Below are 22701 nucleotides of genomic sequence, written 5' to 3'. Positions count from 1 at the left end.
GGCGAGTTCGCTCGCGGCAATCTCGGACGCGGCGATCCTTCGCGCCCCCCTCTGTCCTGCCGGACATCTCCCCCACGGGTGGGGAGATTGGCCGTCATCGCGGCTTTCGCCAATCTCCAAGGTTGAAGGATGGCGCGCTGTCGGCGAAGCTGCCGATCTCCCCCCGCGTGGGGAGATATCCGGTAGGACAGAGAGGGGGGCGCTGTCTCGCCGGCGCTAGAAAGGATACTCAACCCAATGAGCGAAGAGCTTCCAATCCTTAATCCGGTCGAAGCCCGTGTGCTCGGCTGCCTGATCGAGAAGAAGGAGCTGACGCCGGATGTCTATCCGCTGACGCTGAATGCAGCACTTGCAGCCGCCAACCAGAAGACGGCGCGCGAGCCTGTGATGGCGCTCGAGCCGACAGAGGTGCATCGGACGCTGAAGCTGCTCGAGCAGAAGGGGCTGGTGCGTCAGATGTTCGGCTCGCGCGTCGAGCGCTATGAGCATCAGATGGCGCAGCGCTTCTCGCTGACGAGGCCGCAGACTGCGGTGATCGGCCTGCTTTTGCTGCGCGGGCCGCAGACGGCGCATGAGTTGCTGGCGCGAGCTGAGCGCATGGCGCGGTTTTCGTCGATCGAAGACCTGCGCGCTGAACTCGACATGCTGATCGGCCGCCGACCGCCGCTCGTCCAGGAAATACCGCGCGGGCCGGGGCAGCGCGAGGACCGTTTTGTGCATCTGCTCGCCGGCCCCGTGGACGTTGCTGCCCTCTCTGCACAACGGAGTTCGCCGGTCCTGCCGGCCTCTGACCTGGAAGCAAGGATTGAATCGCTGGAGCAGGAAGTCGCAGCGCTTCGCGCCCGGCTTGATGCGCTGGGGGCTTAACTATCACCGGAGCGTTGGCGCGACGGATCGCTGGCCTCTGAAAATGCAAACGCCGGCGTCAAGCCGGCGTTTCTCACTTCGAATCCCTTCGTTTCACCCCAGCTTCGCGTCGAGCGATACTTTGATGGCGCCGAGTGCCTTCGAAACCGGGCACTCCGCCTTGGCCTTCTCGGCCAGTTCCTTGAACTTCGCCGCATCAATGCCCGGCACCTTGCCGATCAGGGTGATGGCGCTGCCGGTGATGCCGGTGCCGGGCACCAGCGTCACCACCGCCTTGGCGTCGAGCTCGGTGGCGGGCGTGCCGTTCTCGGCCAGGAAATGCGACAGCTGCATGGCGTAGCAGCCGGCGTGTGCCGCCGCGATCAACTCTTCGGGATTGGTGCCGGATTTGCCGCTCTCGTCCTCGAAGCGAGCCTTGAACGAATAGGGCGTGCCCTTCAAGGTGCCGCTCTGGCTGTCGAGCGTGCCCGTGCCCTCCTTCAGATTGCCTTTCCAGACGGCGTTTGCGGTGCGGTCCATAAGATTCTCCTTGATTACAGCGACAGCGCCGGCCACGCGGCGTTCCCTCCAACTATAGCGCGGCGGCAGGGGAAGACCACCGCGCTGTTTCGGCCGGATGCGACGCCGGCGAGCCCTGCAAATCTTTTCTGAAAAATGTGCGTGCAAAAATGTCGACTTGCATCGGCGCCGGCCGTCCTGCGAGCGTCCACGGATTCTCGTGGCGGATGGAGATCCAAGATGAACAATCTGTTTTCTGCCCATTGGAACGACGCCGACAAAAGCGCGCGTCTACGCGAGATCGAGTGCTCGCGATCTTCCGGCTTCGGCCGGCTGCTTGCTGCGGTCGCCGTGATCTGCATTGCGGTCTGCGTGCTCGACCACGCTGCTGCCGGCAAGGATGCCGCCGGCGCCGTGATCACCTATGGGTCGTCACAGCAAGGGAGCTGGAAATGAAATATGTCTGTCTGGTCTACGGCGAGGAAAAGGACCTCCATGCCATGACGCCGGAGCGTCTGGCCAAGCTCGACGCCGATTCGATGGCCTATGACCGATCATTGGACCAGCAAGGCAAGCTGATCATCGCGCAGGCGCTGCAATCGGTGAAGACGTCGAAGACGGTGCGGCGGCGCCAAGGCAAGCGGCTGATCACTGACGGTCCGTTTGCCGAAACCAAGGAGCAGTTGCTTGGTTTCGTCATGATCGAAGCCGACACTCTCGAACAGGCGCTGGAGATCGCCGGCAAAATTCCGCTGGCCGAAATCGGCACCGTCGAAGTCAGGGCGATCTACGACGTGCCGGGGTCGTAAGGCAGCAGCGGCGAGGTCATGCAGGCCGGCGGATCATATCCGCCGCCTTCTCGGCGATCATCACCACTGGCGAGGCGGTGTTGCCGGAGACGATGCGCGGCATGATCGAGGCGTCGACGACGCGCAGGCCCTCGACACCGGTCACGCGCAGGTCCGGGCTGACGACGGCGCGGCCGTCGACACCCATCCTACAGGTGCCGACCGGGTGGAAGATGGTCGTCGCGATCGAGCCGATCTGGTGCAGCAGGTCCTCGTCCGACTGGTGGGCGAGACCAGGCAGGATTTCTTCCGGATGGAAGCCGGCAAGAGCCTTGGCGGTCATGATGCTGCGCGCCTGGCGCACCGAACGCAGCGCGATCTCGCGGTCGCGCGCCGTAGAGAGGTAGTTCAGCCGGATCTCCGGCTGCACGGCCAGCTCGCGCGTCGTGGTATGCACCGAGCCGACGCTCTCGGGCCGCAGATTGCAGACCGACATGGTGATTGCCGGGAACGGGTGCAGCGGGTCGCCCAGCCGGTCGGTAGACAAGGGCTGGACGTGGTACTCCAGGTCCGGCGTCGCCATCGACGGATCGGATTTCGAGAACATGCCGAACTGGCTCGGCGCCATCGACATCGGTCCCGAGCGGCCAAAGGCATATTGCAGCGCGATCTTCGCCTTGCCGCTCAGGCTGTTGGCTAGCGTGTTGAGCGTCAGCGCCGACGACACTTTGTAGACAGTGCGGATCTGCAGATGGTCCTGAAGGTTCTCGCCGACATCGGGGCTGGCGTGAACCACATCGATGCCGAGCGCGGCGAGGCGATCCGGCTCGCCGACCCCGGAAAGCTCCAGCAGTTTCGGCGTGTTGATCGAGCCGGCGGTCAGCAGCACCTCGCTCCTGGCCTTTGCCTCGATGGTTTGGCCGCCGACGCGATAACAAACGCCGATAGCACGCTTGCCCTCGAACAACACCGTCTCGACATGCGCGTTGACGACCAGCCTGAGGTTCGGCCGTCGCAGCGCCGGGCGCAAGAATGCCTTGGCTGTGTTCCAGCGCACGCCCTTGCTCTGGTTGACTTCGAAGAAGCCGGACCCCTCATTGTCGCCGTCGTTAAAATCCTCGCGCGGCATGATGCCGAATTCCTTGGCCGCCTCCTGCACGGTGTTCAGGATCGGCCACGACAGGCGTTGCCGCGCCACTTTCCATTCGCCGCGGGAGCCATGCAGCTCGGTCTTGCCGCCATGATGGTCCTCGGATTTGAGGAAGTAGGGCAGCACATCGTCCCAGCCCCAGCCGACATTGCCCATCTGCCGCCAGCCATCGTAGTCCGCCGCCTGGCCGCGCATGTAGATCATGCCGTTGACCGAGGTGCAGCCGCCCAGCACCTTGCCGCGGGGATAGACCAGCGAGCGGCCGTTCAGGCCGGCTTCGGGGGCAGTCTTCATCATCCAGTCGGTGCGCGGATTGCCGATGCAATAGAGATAGCCGACCGGGATATGCACCCAGTGATAATTGTCGCTGCCGCCGGCCTCGAGCAGCAGCACGCGCGTCGCCGGGTTTTCGCTCAGGCGATTGGCCAGCACGCAGCCGGCGGTGCCTGCGCCGACAATGATGTAGTCGTAGTCGCCATCGAGCCGTTGGGTCATTGCGGTGGTTTACTCGGCGGTGTTCTACTCGGTTCTGCGGCGTGTTCGGCCCAGAACGATCGCAGCGTATCGGCAAGGCCGCAATAGGCGCGATAACGCCTGTTGTAATGGTCCTGCATGGCCGGGTTCGGACGGTAGGCGGCGCTTGACCGGGTCATGGCGTCGACGCCGGCCTCATAGTCGGCGAACAGGCCGGCCGCGACCCCGGCGCCGATCGCCGCACCAAGTGCGCCGGTCTCGCGTGCTTCAGGGACGGTGATCGGCACGCCAAGCCCGTCGGCGAAGATTTGCGGCCAGTGCTCGCTGCGCGAACCGCCGCCGGACAGCACCGCTTTGTCGAAGCTGACACCGGCGTCCTTCAGGACATTGATGTGGCGCCGGTGCTCGAACATCACGCCCTCGAACAGCGCGCGCAGCATATGGCCTTCCCTATGCCAACCGGCGAGGCCGTAGAAGCCGGCGCGGAACTCCGCCCCTTGTCCCGACCCGTAGAGAAACGGGTGGAACATCGGATCGTCCCAGGTTGGCGTCACCGCGCCGACAGCCGCGTTGCAGTGGCCGAACGGATCGTCATAATGGGCACCGCGCTCGATGCGAAGTCGGCGTTATCGCCAAGCGGTTGCACCATCAGATGCCCGTGACGAGCGACCTGAACCCAGGACGTCCGATCTCGGCGTCTGGATGATTAGGGGGCCAGCTCTGTTTTCTCATCAGATACAATTCTTGCGTGTTGAAGCAACGCCGGAGTTCTCCTATCGTCGCCGCAATTTTCGGGGGAATTCGACATGCCTTTCCTGATTGCTATTCTCGGCGTGCTGGGAGCCGGGGCGTTCTGGTGGTATCGCATGAAGGCCATGAACGAAGCCGCGCGCGAGGTCGCCGACGTCGTCGGCCGCGTCCAGGGCAACATAAGGCGCAAGAAGCTGCGCAAGCAGGCGGCGCTGTCGCCGCTGACGGCGATCGACGATCCGGTGGTGGCGGCGGCAACGCTGATCACCGCACTGGCAGCGGAGCACGGCCCGATCCTGCCGAAGCGTGAAACGGTCATCCGCGAGGTGATCTCGCAGATTGCGGACAACCAGAAGAAGACCGATGAAGCCGTCGTCTACGCCAAATGGGCCGCGGCGCAGATCGACGACACGACGATCGTCATCGACAAGCTGGCGCCCTTCCTGCGCGAGCGCCTCGATCCGCATGAGCGCGAAGACCTGCTGCAGATGCTGGATCGTGTTGCCAAGAGCGGCGAGCAGAGTTTCAAGGTCGCCGACCAACGCATGCTGCGACTGCGGCAGAAGCTGGGGTTTGAGGTCAACTGAGAAACAGCCCGGGCGCATGTCATTCTGGATAGCGAGCGTGGTAGGATCGGCTGCCGCTTACCTTATCGGCTCTACGCCTGCCGGCTACCTGGCGGGGAAACTGCTTAAGGGCATCGATATCCGGGAGCACGGCTCCAAGTCCACCGGTGCGACAAATGTATTGCGCACACTCGGGAAATGGCCAGCATTGGTGGTGCTTCTGGTGGACGTGCTGAAAGGGGCGGCAGCGGTCATCTTTGCCCGTTGGTTTTGTTTCTGGTCTTCCGCAACGCCGCCGTCGGCAATATCTGATATGCCCGTTTGGGCTCCTTGGGTTGTATGCCTGGCCGGACTCGCTGTTTTGCTTGGGCATAGCCGTTCGATCTGGCTGAATTTCACCGGCGGCAAATCGGCTGCGACGGGGTTGGGTGTTTTGTTGGCGATGTCCTGGCCTGTGGGTCTAGGCGCGGCGACGGCATTTGCCGTGGTGTTGGCAGTTTCCCGAATTGTGTCCCTGAGTTCGATGCTGGCGGCGCTCACCGCGATCGCCCTCGTCGGCGGCATGGAACAACCATTGCCCTACCGGTTGCTGGTCATCGCCGGCGGCATCTACGTGATCGTGCGCCACCGCGCCAACATTGCGCGGCTGATGTCAGGAGCCGAGCCGCGTCTATGACAAAGCGGCACTCATTCCCGGCCTAAATCGCCTCACCCTTGAGCAGCCGTGGTGTGCCGTTGGACAACCCCGACGCCTGGCGGATGAAGAACTCCTTCAGCCTGGGCATCCGTTCGACAAGGCCGAGGCCTATGTCGCGGAGCTGGCGCAGCGGGCCGATGTCGTTGGAAAACAGCCGGTTCAGCACATCTGTGGTGACGCCCATCTGCACCGTGTCGAAGCGGCGCCATTGCTGGTAGCGCTCGAGCACGTCGAGCGCGCCGATATCCTGTCCCAAGCGATCGGCCTCGACCACCACTTCAGCAAGGGCCGCCACATCCTTGAAGCCGAGATTGAGGCCCTGGCCGGCGATCGGGTGGATGCCGTGCGCGGCGTCGCCGGCAAGCGCGATGCGCGGGGCGACAAAGGCGCGCGCGATGGTCAGGCCGAGCGGCCAGGCGCGCGGCTTGTCGGTGACGCGGATTTCGCCGAGCTTCAGGCCGAAGCGCAATTCAAGCTCCTGCTCGAAGACGAGGTCGTCGCCCGAGACCAGCTTTTCGGCATCCTCGGAACGTTCGACCCAGACCAGCGACGAACGGTTGGTGCCGTCCTCGGTCGGCTTGAGCGGCAGCGTTGCAAACGGGCCGGCCGGCAGAAAATGCTCTTCGGCGCGGCCATTGTGCGGGCGCTCATGCGCCACCGTGCAGACGATGCCGGACTGGCCATATTCCCATTTCACCGTCTTGATGCCGGCCATGTCGCGCAATTTGGAATTGACGCCGTCGGCGGCGACCAGCAGCCGCGCCTCAATCGCCGCGCCGTCGGCCAGATGCACGGTGATGCCGGCGCCATTGCCGTCGAACGATGCGACCGCGACACCTTCGATGATGTCGATGCCGAGCTTTTGCGCGCGGCGGCGCAAGGCGCTGTTCAGGTCCTTGTTGGCGACCATGTGGGCGAACGGTTCGCCCGGCGCGACCTCGCCATCGAAGGTGAGAAACACCGGACGCACCGGATCGGCGGTGCGCGAATCGGTGACGATCATCTCGGTGATCGCCTGCGATTGCCCGACGATTTCCTGCCAGACGCCGAGCTGGTCGAGCATGCGGCAGGCGGCGGCGGCGATCGCCGAGGCGCGGCGGTCCTTCTGCCAGACGCCGGCGGGGGCAGCATCAACGACCGCCACGGCGAGGCCCGGCCGCGCCTGTTTCAGCGACACGGCGGCGGCGAGGCCGACATAGCCGGCGCCAGCGACCAGCACGTCGAGCGGGGTTTTTGCGTCCGGGTTGCGGTTCGCCATGTCAATTCCTTTCGAAGTCTCGACCATCCCCGCCCACTGGGGCATTCCGGCCTTGACTGCCCGCCATTCCTGTCGGAAACCGCCATAGCATCTTACGGCGAGGTCACGAAGCATGACGGCGGCCATGGACGAGCTTCTCAGCATTCTCGACCTCGAGCAGCTGGAACACAATCTGTACCGTGGTCGCAGCCCCAAGCTCGACTGGCAGCGCGTTTTCGGCGGCCAGACCATCGCCCAGGCGCTGGTCGCCGCGCAGCGCACCGTCGAGCCCGAGCGCCACGTGCATTCGCTGCACGGCTATTTCATGCGGCCCGGCGACACCAAGGTGCCGATCGTCTACGAGGTCGACCGCATCCGCGATGGCGGCTCCTTCACCACGCGGCGCGTGGTGGCGATCCAGCACGGCCAGGCGATCTTTTCGCTGGAAGCCTCGTTCCAGCAGGACGAGGTTGGCCTTGAGCATCAGCTGCCGATGCCGCGCGACGTGCCGCCGCCCGACAGCCTGTTGTCGCAGCGCGAATTGCTGGGCAAGTTCGGCGAGGCGGTGCCGGACGGCATCAAGCGCTACTGGGAGCGTGACCGGCCGATCGAGATGAAGCCGGTGATGCTGAAGCATTACACCAGCCGCGAAAAGCTGGAGCCGCAGCAGAACATCTGGATCCGCACCACCGGCCCGGTGCCGGCCGACCGCGGCATCCAGGCGGCGGTGCTTGCTTACCTCTCCGACATGACGCTGCTCGACACCTCGACCTTTGCGCACGGCCGCGCCATTTTCGACCGCGACATCCAGGCGGCGAGCCTCGACCATGCGATGTGGTTCCATCGCAGCCATCTTCTCGATGACTGGATCCTGTACACGCAGGACAGCCCGTCGACGCAGGGGTCGCGCGGCTTCACCCGCGGCTCGCTGTTTGCCCGCGACGGCACCCTGATCGCCTCGGTTGCCCAGGAAGGCCTGATCCGGCTGAACCGGCCGCCTGCGGAATAGGCATTTTCGAAAAATTGCCTACTTTTTAATCAGTGACTGTCCGTTGACAGTGCGCACCGTGGCGCCGGGACTCGAGCGATCCGTTTATTTACAATGAGTTAACACCCTGCTTCCGCAACTGGCACGGAGCTTGAATCCTGTTGGGCACTCTCCGGGCTTTTTGGGATCGGTGAAGGTGTGCAAACGCGGGGGACCGCAACAGCAAAGGGTGAAACCTTATGAAAATCGTGATGGCAATCATCAAGCCGTTCAAGCTCGACGAGGTGCGCGAAGCGCTCACCGCCGTCGGCATCCAGGGCCTGACCGTCACCGAAGTCAAAGGCTACGGGCGTCAGAAGGGACACACGGAAATCTATCGCGGGGCGGAATACGCGGTCAGTTTCCTGCCGAAAATCAAGATCGAAGTCGCGGTTAGCACAGACCTGGTCGACAAGGCCGTCGAAGCCATCACGGCGGCGGCCAAGACCGGCCAGATCGGCGACGGCAAGATCTTCGTCTTCGGCATCGATCAGGCGGTGCGCATCCGTACCGGCGAAACAGACACCGACGCACTTTGAGCGGCGAACACGTATTCCAATGGAGAGTTCAATGAATATACCTTCCACCTTGAAGTCAGTGGCGCGCTCCGCGCTGCTGGGCTCCTTAGCGCTCGGAGCATTGGGCACGGTTGCTGCCTTCGCGCAGGAGGCGGCTCCCGCCGTCGCGGCGGCAGCGCCAGCAGCGCCGGCTTTTACCGTCGACAAGGGCGACACCACGTGGATGATGATTTCCACCGTGCTGGTGCTGTTGATGACCATTCCCGGCCTTGCGCTTTTCTACGGCGGCCTGGTTCGTACCAAGAACATGCTGTCGGTGCTGATGCAGGTCTTCACCATCACCAGCGTGGTCATGATCATCTGGGTCTTCTACGGCTACAGCCTCGCCTTCACCCCGGGCAACGCCTTCGTCGGCGGCCTTTCGAAGATGTTTCTCTCCGGCGTCAACGTATCAACGCTTTCGGAAACCTTCAGCAAGGGCGTCGCCATTCCTGAACTGGTGTTCGTCGTCTTCCAGATGACCTTCGCCTGCATCACGCCCGCCCTGATCGTCGGCGCATTCGCCGAACGCGTCAAATTCTCCGCCTTGATCCTTTTCGTTATCCTATGGGTGACGTTAATCTACTTCCCGATCGCGCACATGGTCTGGTTCTGGGGCGGCCCGAGCGCCTATGCCGACCCGTCCGGCCTGATCTTCAGCTTCGGCGCCATCGACTTCGCCGGCGGCACGGTCGTTCACATCAATGCGGGCATTGCCGGTCTCGTCGGCGCGCTGATGATCGGCAAGCGCATCGGCTACAAGAAGGACATCATGGCGCCGCACTCGATGACGCTGACCATGGTCGGCGCTTCATTGCTGTGGGTCGGCTGGTTCGGCTTCAACGCCGGTTCGAACCTCGAAGCGAACGCCTATGCGGTGCTGGCGATGATCAACACCTTCGTCGCCACGGCGGCGGCGGCAGTGGCCTGGATCGTGCTTGAATCGCTGCTGCGCGGCAAAGCCTCCATGCTCGGCGCTGTTTCGGGCGCGGTCACCGGCCTCGTCGCGATTACGCCGGCTGCAGGTTTTGCCGGCCCGATGGGCGCTATCGTGCTTGGCATCGTTGCCACCTTCGTCTGCTACTTCTTCGTCTCGGTGGTGAAGAACACGTTCGACTATGATGACAGCCTCGATGTCTTCGGCGTCCACTGCGTCGGTGGCATCATCGGTGCGCTAGGCACTGGCATTCTGGTCAATCCCGCCCTCGGCGGCGCCGGCATTGTCGACTATTCGACGGCCGACTTCGCCGCCGGCTATGCCGGCACGGCCACGCAGCTCCTGGCGCAGGGCAAAGGCGTCCTGGTAACCCTGCTGTGGTCGGGCATCGGCAGCGCAATCCTCTACAAGGTCGTCGACTTGATCATCGGTCTGCGTCCGACAGCCGACGCCGAGCGCGAAGGCCTCGACCTGACTTCGCATGGCGAAGCGGCCTACCACTCGTAAGCCTTGCGGGGCGGCTCGGCCGCCCCGCATTCTCCCATCCCGTCGTGACGCTCCCGAAAGGAGTTCACGCTTTGAGGCCCGGGTCATTCCGGGCCTCTCTTTTTGGCAACCGTGCTGGCAGGCCTCGGTCCCTGCGCAATCACGTTCTAGTGATGGCCGCCGGCGGGGAGACGTCGACCGGATTGGTTCTGAACTGTTGAGACTGCCTACAGTGGAGTGAGCAAGATCCGTGGCTCTGGGTGCGTATAGTTAATGCGGCCTTAACCTTCCCCCCGATAGTCTGACATCCGAATCTGCCGGAGTGCGTCATGCGCCCGGCCAGTCCATGACAGACGGGGAACGAAGCATGCGTTCAGGGGCTTCAGCACCGCTCGCGCTGACCGATACGGGGCACGGCATCCAGGCATTCGCGCGGCGCCAGGTCGGGCGGCTGGTCGGCGCCGGCCTGTTTGCGCTGGTCGCCTTTGGCGTCGCGGCGCTGGCGACCTGGAACGTCGCCGATCCCAGCTTCTCGCACGCCACCGCCAACATCGTCACCAACGCCATGGGTTATGCGGGCGCGGTATTCTCCGACCTCGCCATGCAGTTCTTCGGCCTTGCCGCGGTCGCCGCCCTGGTGCCGGCGGTGATCTGGGGCTTTCTCCTGTTTTCGGCGCGCGGCGTCGACAGGCTGCCGAAGCGCGGCCTTGCGTGGTTCGGCTTCGCGCTGCTCGCGGCGGCGATGGCCGGCTGCGTGGTGCCGCCCAAGACGTGGCCGTTGCCGACCGGCCTCGGCGGTGTGTTCGGCGACATGGTGCTCAATATTCCGGGCGTGGTCATTGGCGGCTACCCGACCGGCATCGTTGCCAGCATCATTGCCATGGTGCTCATTGCGCCGGCGCTGTGGCTGTTTGCCTATGGCTCGGCGCTGATTGCGCGCAAGAACGGCTTTGCCGTCATGGAGCGCACCGCGGAGCCCGATCCCCGAGAGGACGATCTGCTCTTCGACGAAGACGAGGACGAGGGCGACGAGGGGATACTGGCGCTCGGCGCCGTTACCCACTGGTGGCTGTCTTTCCGCGCCTGGATGCATCGCCGGGCTGTGCGCCGCCAGCAGGAGCGCGACGAGTTCGAGCCGGAGATGGAGCAGCGCTCCACCGCATGGCGCCGCGCCGCCGAACGGGTCGAATCGGCGGAATTCGCCGAAGCGCGGATGAGCCCGGATGGCCGCGCCCGCGTCGAGCCGGAATTCTTCGCCGCCATGGTCAATGACCGCAGCGTTTCCGTCGATCCGGACGATGACGACGTCCTCGATGCCGGTTTCGACAATGGCGACGAGGAGGTCGAACTCGACGACGAGCCGGTCCAGCGCCGTGCCGCGCCGAACGCCAAGGTGCAAAACTTCCGGTCAGATGCGGCGACCCGCGTCGCCGCACCTGCGCCGCGTCCCGCTCCCGGCGCGCGCGTCCAGCGCGAGGCGCAGACCTCGCTGATCGGCTCGGAAACATTCGAAATGCCGTCGCTGCATTTCCTGTCGGAGCCGAAGAACGTGGTGCGCGACGCCAGCCTGTCCAAGGACGCGCTGGAGCAGAATGCGCGCCTGCTCGAAGGCGTTCTGGAGGATTTCGGCGTCAAGGGCGAGATTATCGCGGTACGGCCCGGCCCGGTGGTCACGCTCTATGAACTGGAACCGGCGCCCGGCATCAAATCGTCGCGCGTCATCGGCCTGTCCGACGACATCGCCCGCTCGATGAGCGCCATTGCCTGCCGCGTCGCCGTGGTGCCCGGCCGCAACGCCATCGGCATCGAATTGCCGAATGCCAAGCGCGAGACCGTCTATCTCCGGGAGATCCTGGCCAGCCGCGATTTCGAGACGACCAAGTCCAAGCTGGCGCTGGCGCTGGGCAAGACCATCAATGGCGAGGCGGTGATCGTCGACATCGCCAAGATGCCGCATGTGCTGGTCGCCGGCACCACCGGCTCCGGCAAGTCCGTCGCCATCAACACCATGATCCTGTCGCTGCTCTACAAGCTGACGCCGCAGGACTGCCGGCTGATCATGATCGACCCGAAGATGCTGGAACTTTCGGTCTATGACGGCATCCCGCACCTTCTGACGCCGGTGGTCACCGACCCGAAGAAGGCGGTGGTGGCGTTGAAATGGACCGTGCGCGAGATGGAGGACCGCTACCGCAAGATGTCCAAGGTCGGCGTGCGCAACATCGACGGCTTCAACGCGCGCGTGCAGTTGGCTGAAAAGAAGGGCGAAAAAATCTCGCGCACCGTGCAGACCGGCTTCGACCGCCAGACCGGCGAGGCGATCTACGAGACCGAGAACCTCGATCTCGAGCCAATGCCCTACATAGTGGTCATCATCGACGAGATGGCCGATTTGATGATGGTCGCCGGCAAGGACATCGAAGGCGCGGTGCAGCGCCTGGCACAAATGGCGCGCGCGGCCGGCATCCATGTCATCATGGCGACGCAGCGTCCGTCGGTCGACGTCATCACCGGCACCATCAAGGCCAATTTCCCGACCCGTATCTCCTTCCAGGTGACGTCGAAGATCGACAGCCGCACCATTCTGGGCGAGCAGGGCGCCGAGCAGCTGCTCGGCATGGGCGACATGCTGTACATGGCCGGAGGCGGCCGCATCCAGCGCGTGCACGGCCCGTTCGTCGCCGACGACGAGGTCGAGAAGATCGTCGCCCATCTGAAGCTGCAGGGCGTGCCCGAATATCTCGACGCCATCACCGAGGATGACGGCGAGGACGATGACGAGCCGTCGGGCAAGGGCGGCGCTGGCGGTGGCGGCAACAGCAATTTCGAGGATTCCGACGATCCCTACGACCAGGCGGTCTCGGTCGTGCTGCGCGACGGCAAGGCGTCGACCAGCTATATCCAGCGCCGGCTCGGCATCGGCTACAACCGCGCCGCCTCGATCATCGAGAAGATGGAGAAGGAAGGCATTGTCGGCCCGGCCAACCATGCCGGCAAACGCGAAATCCTGGTGCCGACCGAGGACGACAAGTTCTGATCAGCCGATACGGCCCGGCGGCAACCTTGAACCTTTTGGCGCGTTACAGCGACTGAGCGCTGTCCGGCCCGCCAAACTTAAGTCTAACTGGGGGTCCACGGACTGCAACGAGACACACACCACACGAGAGTGACCGGCATGAAAAACGATCTTTCCGCGATCAGCGATTTCGCTCCAAACCGTCGCCAGTTGCTCGGCCTTGGCCTGATGCTTGCCGGCGCCGCGGCCATCAACGTCGTGCCGGGGTTCCAGCTCCTGGCCTCGGCGCAGGCGGCGGTGCCGCCGACGGCGCAAAAGATCGCCGACCATTTCTCCTCGGTCAAATCGATGAGCGGCGAGTTCGTCCAGTTCGGCCCCAACAACCAGCAGACCGGCGGCAAGTTCTTCCTTGAGCGGCCAGGCAAGATTCGCTTCAACTATGACGGCAAGTCGAATTTCCGGGTGATTTCCGACGGCAAGTCGGTGGTCATCCTCAACAAGCGGCTGAAAACGTCCGATCTCTATCCGTTGTCGAAGACGCCGCTGAAGCTGTTGCTCGACACCAAGATCGACCTCTCGGGGGGCCGCGTGAAATCGATCAAGGAAGAGAGCGACCTCACCACCATCCAGCTTGCCGACAAGTCGGTGTTCGGCAATTCGAAGATCACTATGATGTTCGATCCGAAATCCTATGATCTGCGCCAGTGGACCATCACCGACGCGCAGGGCAAGGACACCACGGTGATGATCTACAACACCAAGGAAGGCGTCAGCTTCCCTGCGGACACCTTTGCCATCGACTATGCGGCGAACCGCGAGCTGAACACCAACCAGCGCTAGATGCGGTGAGGCCGGCCTGCCAATGGCGATCTCCTGCGCTTCCGGTGCTCACGTGGTTTAAGTACGCTCCGCTCCGGTTCTCGGAGACCGCCATTCGACTCGGCCTGACCTGAATCAGAGCCGCCGCCCGCAAAGGCTGGCTTGTGTTTGTGGCGCTAGGCTGGCAGTAGATCGGCGACCTTGTTCGGACCGCCGCATGCCCTTCTCCATCGCCACCTGGAACATCAACTCCGTGCGCCTGCGCATGCCGATCGTCGAGCGGCTGCTGACGGAGCAGGCGCCCGATGTGCTTTGCCTGCAGGAGACGAAGGTTCCCGACGAGCTGTTTCCGGAAAAGGCGTTCCGCAAGGCCGGCTACGAGCACATCGCATTCCATGGCCAGAAGGGCTATCACGGCGTTGCGACGGTGGCGCGGCGGCCGATCGAGATTGTCGAGAAACGGCGCTTCTGCGAGATCGATGACAGCCGGCATCTGTCGGTCAAGGTGCAGGCCGGCGGCAAGGCAATCCTGGTCCACAATTTCTACGTGCCGGCCGGCGGCGACGAGCCCGATCCGGAGATCAACCGCAAGTTCCGCCACAAGCTCGATTTCGTTGCCGAGATGAACGCCATCCGCGCCGCGCATGACGAGGTGTCGGCTTCGATCCTGGTCGGCGACCTCAACATCGCGCCGCAGGAGCACGATGTCTGGTCGCACAAGCAATTGCTCAACGTCGTCAGCCACACGCCGGTCGAGACGCAAAATTTCGACGCGATGCGGATCGCCGGCGACTGGGTCGACCTGATGCGGCTCGACGTGCCGCCAGAGCAGAAGCTCTACACCTGGTGGAGCTATCGCGCGCGGGACTGGGAAGCCTCGAACCGCGGCCGCCGGCTCGACCATGTCTGGTCGTCACCGAACCTGGTGCCGAGCTTTGCCGGCTATGAGATCCTGCGAGAGGCGCGTGGCTGGGAGCGGCCCTCGGACCATGTGCCGGTGATTGCGCGGTTCGACCTGGATTAGGCGTGCCGATATTCAGGTGAGGCCGGCCTGCAATGGCCGATACCTGCGCTTCCGGTGCGTACTTTGAGTACGCCCCGCTCCGGTTCTCGGTATCAGCCATTTTCGACTCGGCCTGACCTGAATCTCGACACACCCAAGCGTGAGCGCGGTCGCGGGGACCTACCCGCCAAACCTTGGGGCCAACTTCTCGATGCGGGCGATCATGGCCTGAAAATCATCGAGGATTCGCTGGTGCAGTTTCACCGCCACTTCGGGATATTCCTCCAGGATGCGGCGAAACATCTTGCGGCTCAACCTTATCACTTCCGAATCGGTCTCGGCCGAGGCGCTGGTCAGCCGTCTTGAGTCGGCGATCAGCGCCAGTTCGCTGAGGATCGTGCCGGGGCCGGCGGTGCCGATCGGGATGCGGTCGCCGTCATGTTCGCGGTAGAGCACGATGCGGCCACTGACCACGATATAGGCTGAGTCGGCTTCGTCATCCTCGCGGTACAGCTTGCGGTCGGCCTGCAGATGGGTGGCTTCGGCGCCGAAGGCGAGCAGGCGCAGCTGTTCCTGCGTGAAACCCTCAAAGAGCTTCACGGCGGACAGGATGCGGATGTCGTCATCCAGCGCCATCTCTAGCTGCGTCCCCGAACGGTCAGTCCAATCCCTCCCTTAGAGCGCCGCGCGTCCAATTGGACGCGCAAAGGACGCTCTAACACTTCAATCTGCGCAGCGGGCCGATCCAGGCTCCCCCAGCCGGATCCTCCCCGAAACAGTCCCGCCCCGACCGCTTATTGAACAATGAAAAGTTTAAGGAACCAGCTTGTAGCCGCCGCTTTCTGTCACAAGAATTTCAGCATTGGAAGGATCGCGCTCGATCTTCTGGCGCAGCCGGTAGACGTGAGTTTCCAGCGTGTGCGTGGTGACGCCGGAATTGTAGCCCCACACTTCCTCGAGCAGGACGTCGCGCGTCACCACCTTCTGGTCGGCTCGATAGAGATATTTGATGATCGAGGCTTCCTTCTCGGTCAGCCGCACCTTGCCGCCGCGCTGGTCGATCAGAAGCTTCTGGCTGGGCTTGAACGTGTAGGGCCCGACCGAAAAGGTGGCGTCCTCGCTCTGCTCGTGCTGGCGCAGTTGTGCGCGTATGCGGGCGAGCAGCACGGCGAAGCGGAACGGCTTTGTGACATAGTCGTTGGCGCCGGCCTCGAGGCCCAGAATTGTGTCGGAATCGGTATCGTGGCCGGTCAGCATGATGATCGGCGCCTTGTAGCCGCCCTTGCGCAGGATCTTCACCGCCTCGCGGCCATCCATGTCGGGCAGCCCGACATCCATGATGAGCAGGTCGATGAGCCCGCCGCGCGCCGCGGCGACGCCTTTGGCGGCGGTCGCTTCCTGCAAGACGTCGAATTCTTCGTAAAGGGCCAGTTGCTCGACGAGGGTTCCGCGCAGGTCGTCATCGTCGTCAACGATCAGAATGGTACGTGATGTCATGGATCAATCCATTGTTTTGAAAAGAATTTTCAGTTGACCGCCCCCCATTTATGCGGAAGCTGACCGGCGCAACAGTCCGATCACAGTGATTTGTTCCGTGACACGATCATACAAGAAAAAACGCGATCGCAATGCAGCCGGCGCAATTTTGCCGAAAGGGCTGCGTGTGCTGGTGGTTCGGGCGAGGCCGGGCAACCCCAGCCAAGGGATATTGCAGGCCGGCAGCAAGGTGTTTGCCTGTGCGCTCGGACGCGGCGGCATCTCGGCCAATAAGCGCGAAGGCGACGGTGCGACGCCGCTTGGCGAGATGCGGATTTTGTCAGGATATTTTCGGGGCGATCATTTCGCGGCCGGCCGCAAAACCCGGCTGGCGATGGCGCCGATCGGCGCCGATCTCGGCTGGTGCGAGGTGCCGGACGACCGCAACTACAACCGGCCGGTGAAAATCCCCTATGGCGCCAGCCATGAGCGAATGCGGCGCGACGACCGCCTCTATGACGCCTGCCTTGTGCTCGACTGGAACATGGCGCCGCGCCGGCGCGGCCGCGGCAGCGCCATCTTCTTTCATCTGACCCGCCCAGGCTTCACACCGACGCAAGGCTGCGTGGCGGTGACAGCGCGGACAATGGCGCGGCTGTTGCCGCTGGTGTCGGACCGGACGGTGGTGAGGGTGGTGAGGTAGGGAGTAGGGAGTAGGGAGTAGGGAGTAGGGAGTAGGGAGTAGGGAGTAGGGAGTAGGGAGTAGGGAGTAGGGAGTAGGGAGTAGGATGGTCTCGGCGTCGTTTCAATCCTTCACTACTCACTACTCACTACTCACTACTCACTACTCACCATTGCCTAACGCCTTCTCGGCTTCTGCCACCCAGTGTCCAGCAATCCAAGCCGGCCGAGTTCCCGGTCCACGGCCCGCGTCACGTCCTTGCGCTGCGCGCCGACGTCGCGCAGTTGGCGATCCGAAAGGTCCTCCACGTCCTGGCGCGGCAGGTTGATGGCGACTTTCGCCTGGCGAAGCCAGTCCGTTACGGCATGCAACCAGTTCGAGCGAGCTGCTGGCGAGTTCAAAACGAAGATGGACATGATGCGCTCCGTGTCCGCCGGATATCAAATCCGGCTTGATGGTGTTTCGATGGGTGCATCATCCCGCATTGAAATCCATGAGAGAAACGAGTAGTTCTTTTCGGATCGTCAAATTTTATTTGAGGATAAGGTGATGTCCCGTCTGTTGCCCGGAACGCGCGCGCTGAGGACTCTGGAAGCCGCCGCCCGCCACCTCAATTTCACCCGCGCTGCCGACGAGCTCGGGCTGACGCCGGCGGCGGTCAGCCACCAGATCAAGGAAATCGAGGATCAGCTCGGGCTGGTGCTGTTCACGCGAACCAGTCGTACCATCCGGTTGACCGAGGCAGGTACGGTGCTGTTCGAGGCCTCGATCGATGCGCTCGACCTGCTCAACCGGGCGGTGTCGCGGGCGCGCAAGCTGACGCGCGGCACGGCATTGCTGAAGGTGACGCTCGACGCGCAGTTCGCGTCAAAATGGCTGATGCGGCGCGTCGACGATTTTCGCAAACTTCAGCCCAATATCGAACTGAGGTTCGACATCGGCTACGAAGTGCGCGATTTCGAACTCGACGATGTCGATGTCGGCATCCGGTTCGGGGTTGGCAAGTATCCGGGGCTTCGCGCCCATCGCCTGTTCGACAACATCCTCATTCCGGTGTGCAGCCCGAGCCTGCTGACCTCCGGCCCGCCGCTGCGCGAACCGCGCGACCTCTTCAACCACACGCTGGCCCATATCGAATGGTCGCGCCAAGGCGTGACATGGCCGAACTGGCGCATGTGGATGGCGGCGGCCGGCATCAACGATTTCGACGACAGCCGGACTATCGTGTTTGGAACCTCTACCGATGCCGTGCAGGCGGCGCTCGACGGCAATGCCGTGGCGCTCGCCGAGTTCGCCATGGTGGCAAACGACCTTTCCCAGGGAAGGCTGGTGCAGCCCTTTGAACTCGGTCTGCGCGTGGGGCCGGAGTTCGGCTACTTCCTGGTCTATCCCGAGAGCACTGCCAACGATCCGCGCATCATCGCTTTCCGCGAATGGATCCTCGACGAAGTCGCCAGGACGCAGACCTGACGACTTCTGCAGGCCTCAGCTGGCGACGACCGGCGCCCCGAACCAGCCGATCACCGCGCCGATGATCAACAGCACGCCGAGCCAGTGGCCGCCGTCGATCAGGGTCAGGTCCCAGCCGAAATTCTCATAGCGATGGTTGGCCATCAGCGTCGTGGCGACGAAACCCAGCCAGAGGACGAAGCCGAAGACCAGCCCTGCGACAAGGACCGGCTCGCCGCCGGTCATCGCGCCGACGACCAAGGCCAAGACCAGCGCCATGATCAGCTCGGCGATGAAGGAGATGATGAAGGGCAATATCGATTTCTTTGACGTTGACGGATCGATCTTGGCCGCCCTCATCCAAGGCTTGCTGAGGGCCGTGTACCAGACGGCGCCAAACAGCCACGCCGCGACGGCCGCGACAACCACCGCCAGCCAGTTCACCACTGAAAAATCCATAAAGTCCTCCCCTCAAGCATGCAGCCCAAAGCCTGACGGTTCTGGGATAACGACATGCGTATTCTTCAAATCAATGCGCGATGGAACGCCTGTTCGGCAATGCCGTCAAGCGAAGCGCCACACCGTGGTGCGCTTGACCAGGGCGTCCTCCAGCGCCCGCGTCACCGCCACTTCGTAGACGGCGAGCGGCTCCAGTCCCGCCTTCGGCATGTAGGAGCGGCCCGGATCGCCGACGAGGATGTCAGCGCCGCGCGCCTTCAGTGTCGAAAACCACGGCATCAGCGTGTCGGCGAAGGATTTGTCGTAGAAGACGTCGCCGGCCAGCACCACGTCCCAGCCGGCGTCGGTGCCGATGCAGTCCGTGCCGCAAAAGTCGATGGCAACGCCATTGGCCTCTGCGTTGAGGCGGACCGCCGTTTCGCAGAACGGGTCGATGTCGGCGGCGATCACGTGCGCCGCACCCGCCTTGGCGGCGGCGATGGCGACAAGGCCGGAGCCGGAGGCGAAGTCGAGCACGCGTTTGCCCCGCACATCCGACGGATTGTCCAGCACGTAACGGGCAAGGCCCTGACCGCCGGCCCAGGCAAAGGCCCAGAACGGCGGCGGCAGGCCGATTTCAATCAGCTCGTTCTCCGTGCGCTGCCAGAGGTCATGCGCTTCGTCGGCAAGATTGAGGACAATCTCCGGCACATGCGGCGGCGACATAAGCGCCGTGTTGTCGAGAATGAACTTTTTCGCGCTGTTCGGCGTGAGGACCGTCACGGAGCCGGCGTCAGGCCGCCCATGCGGCAGACTTCCTTCCATTCGGCCGGCGTCACCGGCTGTACGGAAAGCCGTCCAAGCCGCACCAGCGCCATCTCGGCAAGCTTCGGATTGGCCTTGACCTGCTCCAGCGTCGGCGGGTTCGGCACGTCCTTGAAGGCGCGGATGTCGACGCATTCCCAGCGCGGATCGTCGGTGGTGGTATCCTGATGGGCAAGCGCGCAGACCTCGGCAATGCCGACGACGTTCAGCCCTTCATTGGAGTGATAGAAGAAGCCGAGATCGCCGATCTGCATCGCCTTCATGTTGTTGCGCGCTGCATAGTTGCGCACGCCGTCCCACTGCGTGCCGGCCTTGCCCTTGGCCTTCAGCGCCTCGAAGGAGAAGACCGAAGGTTCGGATTTGAACAGCCAGTAGTTCATGTCTTTGCTCCAACTACTATTTTTGCGCAATTCCGGACGGAAAACCGTTACACACTTTTCCGGGGATCGCTCTAGGCGCCGCCGGAACTAACTAGCCGCCGGCTTGTTGAAGGTCCAGTTCCACTGGCGGATTTCGACACTTTCGAACAGCCCGGCCTTGGCATAGGGGTCGGCAGCCGACAGAGCCTGCGCACCGGCGAGATCGGGCGCTTCGACGACGACGAGGCTGCCGTTGGGCTTGCCTTCGGCGTCGAGGAACGGGCCGGCAAAGGCCAGTTTGTTGTCGGCGTTCAGGCCTTCGAGAAAGGCGACGTGGACCGGCCGCGTATCGACCCGCACCTGCAGGCTGCCCGGCTTGTCCTTGCAAATCAACGCAAACAGCATGTTAAACTCCGGTTTGTAGGGGATCAGAGGTCGGTTTCGGTTTTCAGGGGTCGCGTCATCAGCGCGGACACAGCCTGCCGAATGGTGATCGTGCCGTCCAGTATCGCCGACACCGCTGCGATGATCGGCGCGTCGATGTCGCGCTCGGTGGCGATGCGAGCGGCGATCGCCGCCGTCGGCACGCCTTCGGCGAGCGGCAGTCCGGACAAGGGCTTACCTTGCCCCACCGCCAGCCCATAGGCGAAATTGCGCGACTGGGCGGAAGAGCAGGTCAGCAAAAGGTCGCCGAGGCCGGAAAGCCCCATCAGCGTCTCCGGCTTGGCGCCGAAGGACGCGCCGATGCGGCGCAGTTCGACGAAGCCGCGTGTCACCATGGCGGCCTGCGCGCTGGCGCCGAGCCCAGCGCCGGTGACGGCGCCAGCGGCAATGGCGAACACATTCTTCAAAGCACCGCCGATCTCGACGCCGATCAAATCGTCGCTGGAATAGCAGCGCAGATTCTGCGCCGAAAAGCGCGCGGCAAGCTCGGCCGCCAAGGCGTCGTCGCGTGCAGCAACCACGACAGCGGTCGGCAGACCCCTGGCGACGTCGGCGGCAAAGCTGGGACCGGACAGGGCCGAAACCGGAGTTTCGGGCAGAATCTCATCAACGATCGCCGACAGCAGCGCGCCGGTGTCGCGCTCAATGCCTTTGGCGCAGAGAACCAGCGGGATGCCTTTCGGCATATGGGGCTTTGCCGTCGTCAGCATGGCGCGCAGCGCCTGCGCCGGCGCCACGGCCAGCGCGCAATCGGCATCGGTCAGGGCCGTGCCGATATCGCTCGTCGCCGCAATGCCTGTTTCAATGGCGATGCCGGGGAGATAACGCGGGTTCTCGCCGCGGCGGATCGCGGAAACAGTCTCTTCGTCGCGGGCGTAGAGCCGGACATCGTGACCGGCGCGCAGCATCGCCAGCGCTAGCGCCGTGCCCCAGGCGCCGCCGCCGAGCACGGCGACGCGCCAGCCGGTTCTGTCCCTGCCGCTTGTGTTGCCGGCGCTCATGCTTTTGCTCCGCGCCGGCCGGAGCCGACCATCGGGGCCGAAATGCTGTCCAGCGGCCAGCGCGAACGCGGCACGAAATCGAAGCCGTTCTCTTGAGACAGGCCTGCCCGCAACCGCTCGATGCCGGCCCAGGCGATCATCGCCGCGTTGTCGGTGCACAGTTTGAGCGGCGGCGCGACAAAGGCGAAGCCGGCCTCGGCGCACTGCTTCTGCAGCGTCGCCTTGATCGCTCTGTTGGCGGCGACGCCACCGGCAACGACCAGCGCCGGCTCGGCCTTGTCCGGAAATTCGTCGCGGAAGCGGGCCAGCGCGCGGGCCACGCGGTCGCCAAGTGCGTCGGCTACCGCCGCCTGGAACGAGGCGCAGATGTCGGCGACATCCTGCTCGCTTAGCGGCTGGATGGCGGTCGCCGCCTGGCGCACGGCGGTCTTGAGGCCGGAGAAGGAGAAATCGGGCCGCGCCGAGCCCCTCATCGGCCGCGGAAAGGCAAAGCGCGTCGCATCGGCCGACATTGCCGCCTTTTCGACGTTCGGGCCGCCGGGATAGGGCAGGCCGAGCATTTTGGCCGTCTTGTCGAAAGCTTCGCCGAGCGCGTCGTCGATGGTCGTCGCCCAGCGCTGGTAGTCGCCGACGCCCCGCACGGCGACGATCTGGGTGTGGCCGCCGGAAACCAGCAGCAGCAAATAGGGAAAGTCGAGCCCGTCGGTCAGCCTTGCGGTCAGTGCGTGGCCTTCGAGATGGTTGATGGCGATCAGCGGCTTGCCGGCGGCCGCTGCAATCGCCTTGGCCGTCATCAGGCCGACGATCAGCCCGCCGACCAGGCCGGGGCCCGCAGTGGCGGCAATGGCGTCGATGTCGGCCAGGGCTACGCCCGAATCCGCAAGAGCGGCCTCGACAATGCCGTCCAGCGCCTCGACATGGGCGCGCGCGGCGATCTCCGGCACGACGCCGCCGAAGGCGGCGTGCTCCTCGATCTGGCTGAGCACGATGTTGGACGCAATCACCGGCACGGAATCGCCGTCCAGCGTCACCACGCTGGCGGCGGTCTCGTCGCAACTCGTCTCAATGCCCAGAACGCGGATCAATTCGTCGCTGTCTCCAGAGATTGTGTCGCCGGACTTTCCTAGTTAGTAGAGGCGGGCCTCGCTAGGGAGA

Annotated in this window: 25 protein-coding genes and 1 pseudogene; 13 read left to right on the top strand and 13 right to left on the bottom strand. The window is 63.8% G+C overall.

The genetic code is table 11. The annotated features are described in order from the left end of the window. Positions 1 to 237 precede the first annotated feature (237 nt). Positions 238 to 867 (top strand): DUF480 domain-containing protein, encoded by a 630-nt coding sequence (locus X726_RS152235; RefSeq protein ID WP_023670509.1) that lies wholly within the window; start codon positions 238 to 240, stop codon positions 865 to 867. Between the two features lie 93 nt (positions 868 to 960). On the opposite strand, the gene X726_RS152240 is transcribed toward X726_RS152235, so the two are convergent. Further along, positions 961 to 1386: an OsmC family protein gene (locus X726_RS152240; protein WP_023670508.1), complete on the bottom strand. Its 426-nt coding sequence runs from the start codon at positions 1384 to 1386 to the stop codon at positions 961 to 963. Between the two features lie 219 nt (positions 1387 to 1605). Between X726_RS152240 and X726_RS152245 the strand changes: the two genes are divergently transcribed. Continuing rightward, positions 1606 to 1821 (top strand): hypothetical protein, encoded by a 216-nt coding sequence (locus X726_RS152245; protein WP_023670507.1) that lies wholly within the window; start codon positions 1606 to 1608, stop codon positions 1819 to 1821. After that, a complete protein-coding gene (locus tag X726_RS152250) occupies positions 1818 to 2174 on the top strand; it encodes a YciI family protein (protein WP_023670506.1) in 357 nt (118 codons plus the stop codon). The genes X726_RS152245 and X726_RS152250 overlap by 4 nt, the downstream gene beginning before the upstream one ends. A 16-nt stretch (positions 2175 to 2190) precedes the next feature. Here X726_RS152250 and X726_RS152255 read toward each other — a convergent pair whose 3' ends face one another. Together X726_RS152255 and X726_RS15300 are read right to left on the bottom strand one after the other, a co-directional pair. Beyond that, complete coding sequence (locus tag X726_RS152255) at positions 2191 to 3798, bottom strand: GMC family oxidoreductase N-terminal domain-containing protein (RefSeq protein ID WP_023670505.1); 1608 nt, start codon at positions 3796 to 3798, stop codon at positions 2191 to 2193. Further along, positions 3795 to 4352, bottom strand: a pseudogene (locus X726_RS15300) (FGGY-family carbohydrate kinase); the annotation flags it as partial. The gene X726_RS152255 and the pseudogene X726_RS15300, both read right to left, overlap by 4 nt. Before the next feature lie 231 nt (positions 4353 to 4583). On the opposite strand from X726_RS15300, the gene X726_RS152260 reads away from it, so the two are divergent. Both X726_RS152260 and plsY read left to right on the top strand, forming a co-directional pair. Beyond that, positions 4584 to 5114 carry a hypothetical protein gene (locus tag X726_RS152260; RefSeq protein WP_023670503.1) on the top strand — a complete coding sequence of 177 codons (531 nt, stop codon included), beginning with the start codon at positions 4584 to 4586 and terminating at the stop codon, positions 5112 to 5114. Positions 5115 to 5130: 16 nt separating this feature from the next. Then, positions 5131 to 5769 (top strand): glycerol-3-phosphate 1-O-acyltransferase PlsY, encoded by a 639-nt coding sequence (gene plsY / locus X726_RS152265; protein ID WP_023670502.1) that lies wholly within the window; start codon positions 5131 to 5133, stop codon positions 5767 to 5769. Positions 5770 to 5791: 22 nt separating this feature from the next. On the opposite strand, the gene X726_RS152270 is transcribed toward plsY, so the two are convergent. Beyond that, the gene (locus X726_RS152270; protein WP_023726060.1) at positions 5792 to 7048 is read right to left on the bottom strand and encodes a ubiquinone biosynthesis hydroxylase; all 1257 of its coding nucleotides are present in this window, start codon (positions 7046 to 7048) and stop codon (positions 5792 to 5794) included. A gap of 112 nt (positions 7049 to 7160) precedes the next feature. Between X726_RS152270 and tesB the strand changes: the two genes are divergently transcribed. The 6 genes from tesB to xth all read left to right on the top strand — a co-directional run bounded on the left by tesB (position 7161) and on the right by xth (position 14893). Beyond that, a complete protein-coding gene (tesB, locus tag X726_RS152275) occupies positions 7161 to 8036 on the top strand; it encodes an acyl-CoA thioesterase II (protein WP_023670500.1) in 876 nt (291 codons plus the stop codon). A gap of 218 nt (positions 8037 to 8254) precedes the next feature. Then, positions 8255 to 8593 (top strand): P-II family nitrogen regulator, encoded by a 339-nt coding sequence (locus tag X726_RS152280; RefSeq protein WP_023670499.1) that lies wholly within the window; start codon positions 8255 to 8257, stop codon positions 8591 to 8593. Positions 8594 to 8624: 31 nt separating this feature from the next. Continuing rightward, complete coding sequence (locus X726_RS152285) at positions 8625 to 10055, top strand: ammonium transporter (protein WP_023670498.1); 1431 nt, start codon at positions 8625 to 8627, stop codon at positions 10053 to 10055. A 346-nt stretch (positions 10056 to 10401) separates the two neighbouring features. Continuing rightward, complete coding sequence (locus X726_RS152290) at positions 10402 to 13071, top strand: DNA translocase FtsK (protein WP_023670497.1); 2670 nt, start codon at positions 10402 to 10404, stop codon at positions 13069 to 13071. A 138-nt stretch (positions 13072 to 13209) separates the two neighbouring features. Further along, positions 13210 to 13890 (top strand): outer membrane lipoprotein carrier protein LolA, encoded by a 681-nt coding sequence (locus X726_RS152295; protein ID WP_023670496.1) that lies wholly within the window; start codon positions 13210 to 13212, stop codon positions 13888 to 13890. Positions 13891 to 14086: 196 nt separating this feature from the next. Continuing rightward, positions 14087 to 14893, top strand: coding sequence for an exodeoxyribonuclease III (gene xth / locus X726_RS152300; RefSeq protein WP_023670495.1), 807 nt, complete (start codon positions 14087 to 14089; stop codon positions 14891 to 14893). Positions 14894 to 15052: 159 nt separating this feature from the next. Here the strand turns inward: xth and X726_RS152305 are convergent, their stop codons facing one another. Then, a complete protein-coding gene (locus tag X726_RS152305) occupies positions 15053 to 15508 on the bottom strand; it encodes a cyclic nucleotide-binding domain-containing protein (RefSeq protein WP_023670494.1) in 456 nt (151 codons plus the stop codon). A gap of 177 nt (positions 15509 to 15685) precedes the next feature. After that, positions 15686 to 16369: a response regulator transcription factor gene (locus tag X726_RS152310; RefSeq protein ID WP_023670493.1), complete on the bottom strand. Its 684-nt coding sequence runs from the start codon at positions 16367 to 16369 to the stop codon at positions 15686 to 15688. A 145-nt stretch (positions 16370 to 16514) separates the two neighbouring features. On the opposite strand from X726_RS152310, the gene X726_RS152315 reads away from it, so the two are divergent. Next, on the top strand, positions 16515 to 17051 hold the full coding sequence (locus tag X726_RS152315; RefSeq protein WP_198037337.1) for a L,D-transpeptidase: 537 nt from the start codon (positions 16515 to 16517) through the stop codon (positions 17049 to 17051). Positions 17052 to 17206: 155 nt separating this feature from the next. Here the strand turns inward: X726_RS152315 and X726_RS152320 are convergent, their stop codons facing one another. Continuing rightward, entirely contained in the window at positions 17207 to 17446 is a 240-nt protein-coding gene (locus X726_RS152320) for a hypothetical protein (RefSeq protein ID WP_023670491.1), read from the bottom strand. A 133-nt stretch (positions 17447 to 17579) separates the two neighbouring features. Here X726_RS152320 and gcvA point away from each other — a divergent pair, with 133 nt between their 5' ends. After that, entirely contained in the window at positions 17580 to 18500 is a 921-nt protein-coding gene (gene gcvA / locus X726_RS152325; RefSeq protein WP_023670490.1) for a transcriptional regulator GcvA, read from the top strand. A gap of 15 nt (positions 18501 to 18515) precedes the next feature. On the opposite strand, the gene X726_RS152330 is transcribed toward gcvA, so the two are convergent. From X726_RS152330 to tsaD, 6 genes are all read right to left on the bottom strand, one after another. Continuing rightward, positions 18516 to 18938, bottom strand: a complete 423-nt coding sequence (locus X726_RS152330; protein WP_023670489.1) for a DUF1761 domain-containing protein — start codon at positions 18936 to 18938, stop codon at positions 18516 to 18518. A gap of 105 nt (positions 18939 to 19043) precedes the next feature. Then, entirely contained in the window at positions 19044 to 19742 is a 699-nt protein-coding gene (locus X726_RS152335) for a methyltransferase (RefSeq protein WP_023670488.1), read from the bottom strand. Then, a complete protein-coding gene (locus X726_RS152340; RefSeq protein WP_023670487.1) occupies positions 19697 to 20122 on the bottom strand; it encodes an EVE domain-containing protein in 426 nt (141 codons plus the stop codon). The genes X726_RS152335 and X726_RS152340 overlap by 46 nt, the downstream gene beginning before the upstream one ends. Before the next feature lie 87 nt (positions 20123 to 20209). Then, on the bottom strand, positions 20210 to 20506 hold the full coding sequence (locus X726_RS152345) for a YciI-like protein (protein ID WP_023670486.1): 297 nt from the start codon (positions 20504 to 20506) through the stop codon (positions 20210 to 20212). Between the two features lie 23 nt (positions 20507 to 20529). Next, positions 20530 to 21546 carry an NAD(P)H-dependent glycerol-3-phosphate dehydrogenase gene (locus X726_RS152350; RefSeq protein WP_023670485.1) on the bottom strand — a complete coding sequence of 339 codons (1017 nt, stop codon included), beginning with the start codon at positions 21544 to 21546 and terminating at the stop codon, positions 20530 to 20532. Further along, on the bottom strand, positions 21543 to 22628 hold the full coding sequence (tsaD, locus tag X726_RS152355) for a tRNA (adenosine(37)-N6)-threonylcarbamoyltransferase complex transferase subunit TsaD (RefSeq protein ID WP_198037335.1): 1086 nt from the start codon (positions 22626 to 22628) through the stop codon (positions 21543 to 21545). Before tsaD ends, X726_RS152350 begins: the two co-directional genes overlap by 4 nt. Positions 22629 to 22701 lie beyond the last annotated feature (73 nt).

It is taken from the genome of Mesorhizobium sp. LSJC285A00 (genome assembly GCF_000503155.1).
Lineage (GTDB): Bacteria > Pseudomonadota > Alphaproteobacteria > Rhizobiales > Rhizobiaceae > Mesorhizobium.
The sequence above is the reverse complement of the archived record's forward strand: the minus strand, read 5'-3'. Positions and strand labels throughout refer to the sequence as shown.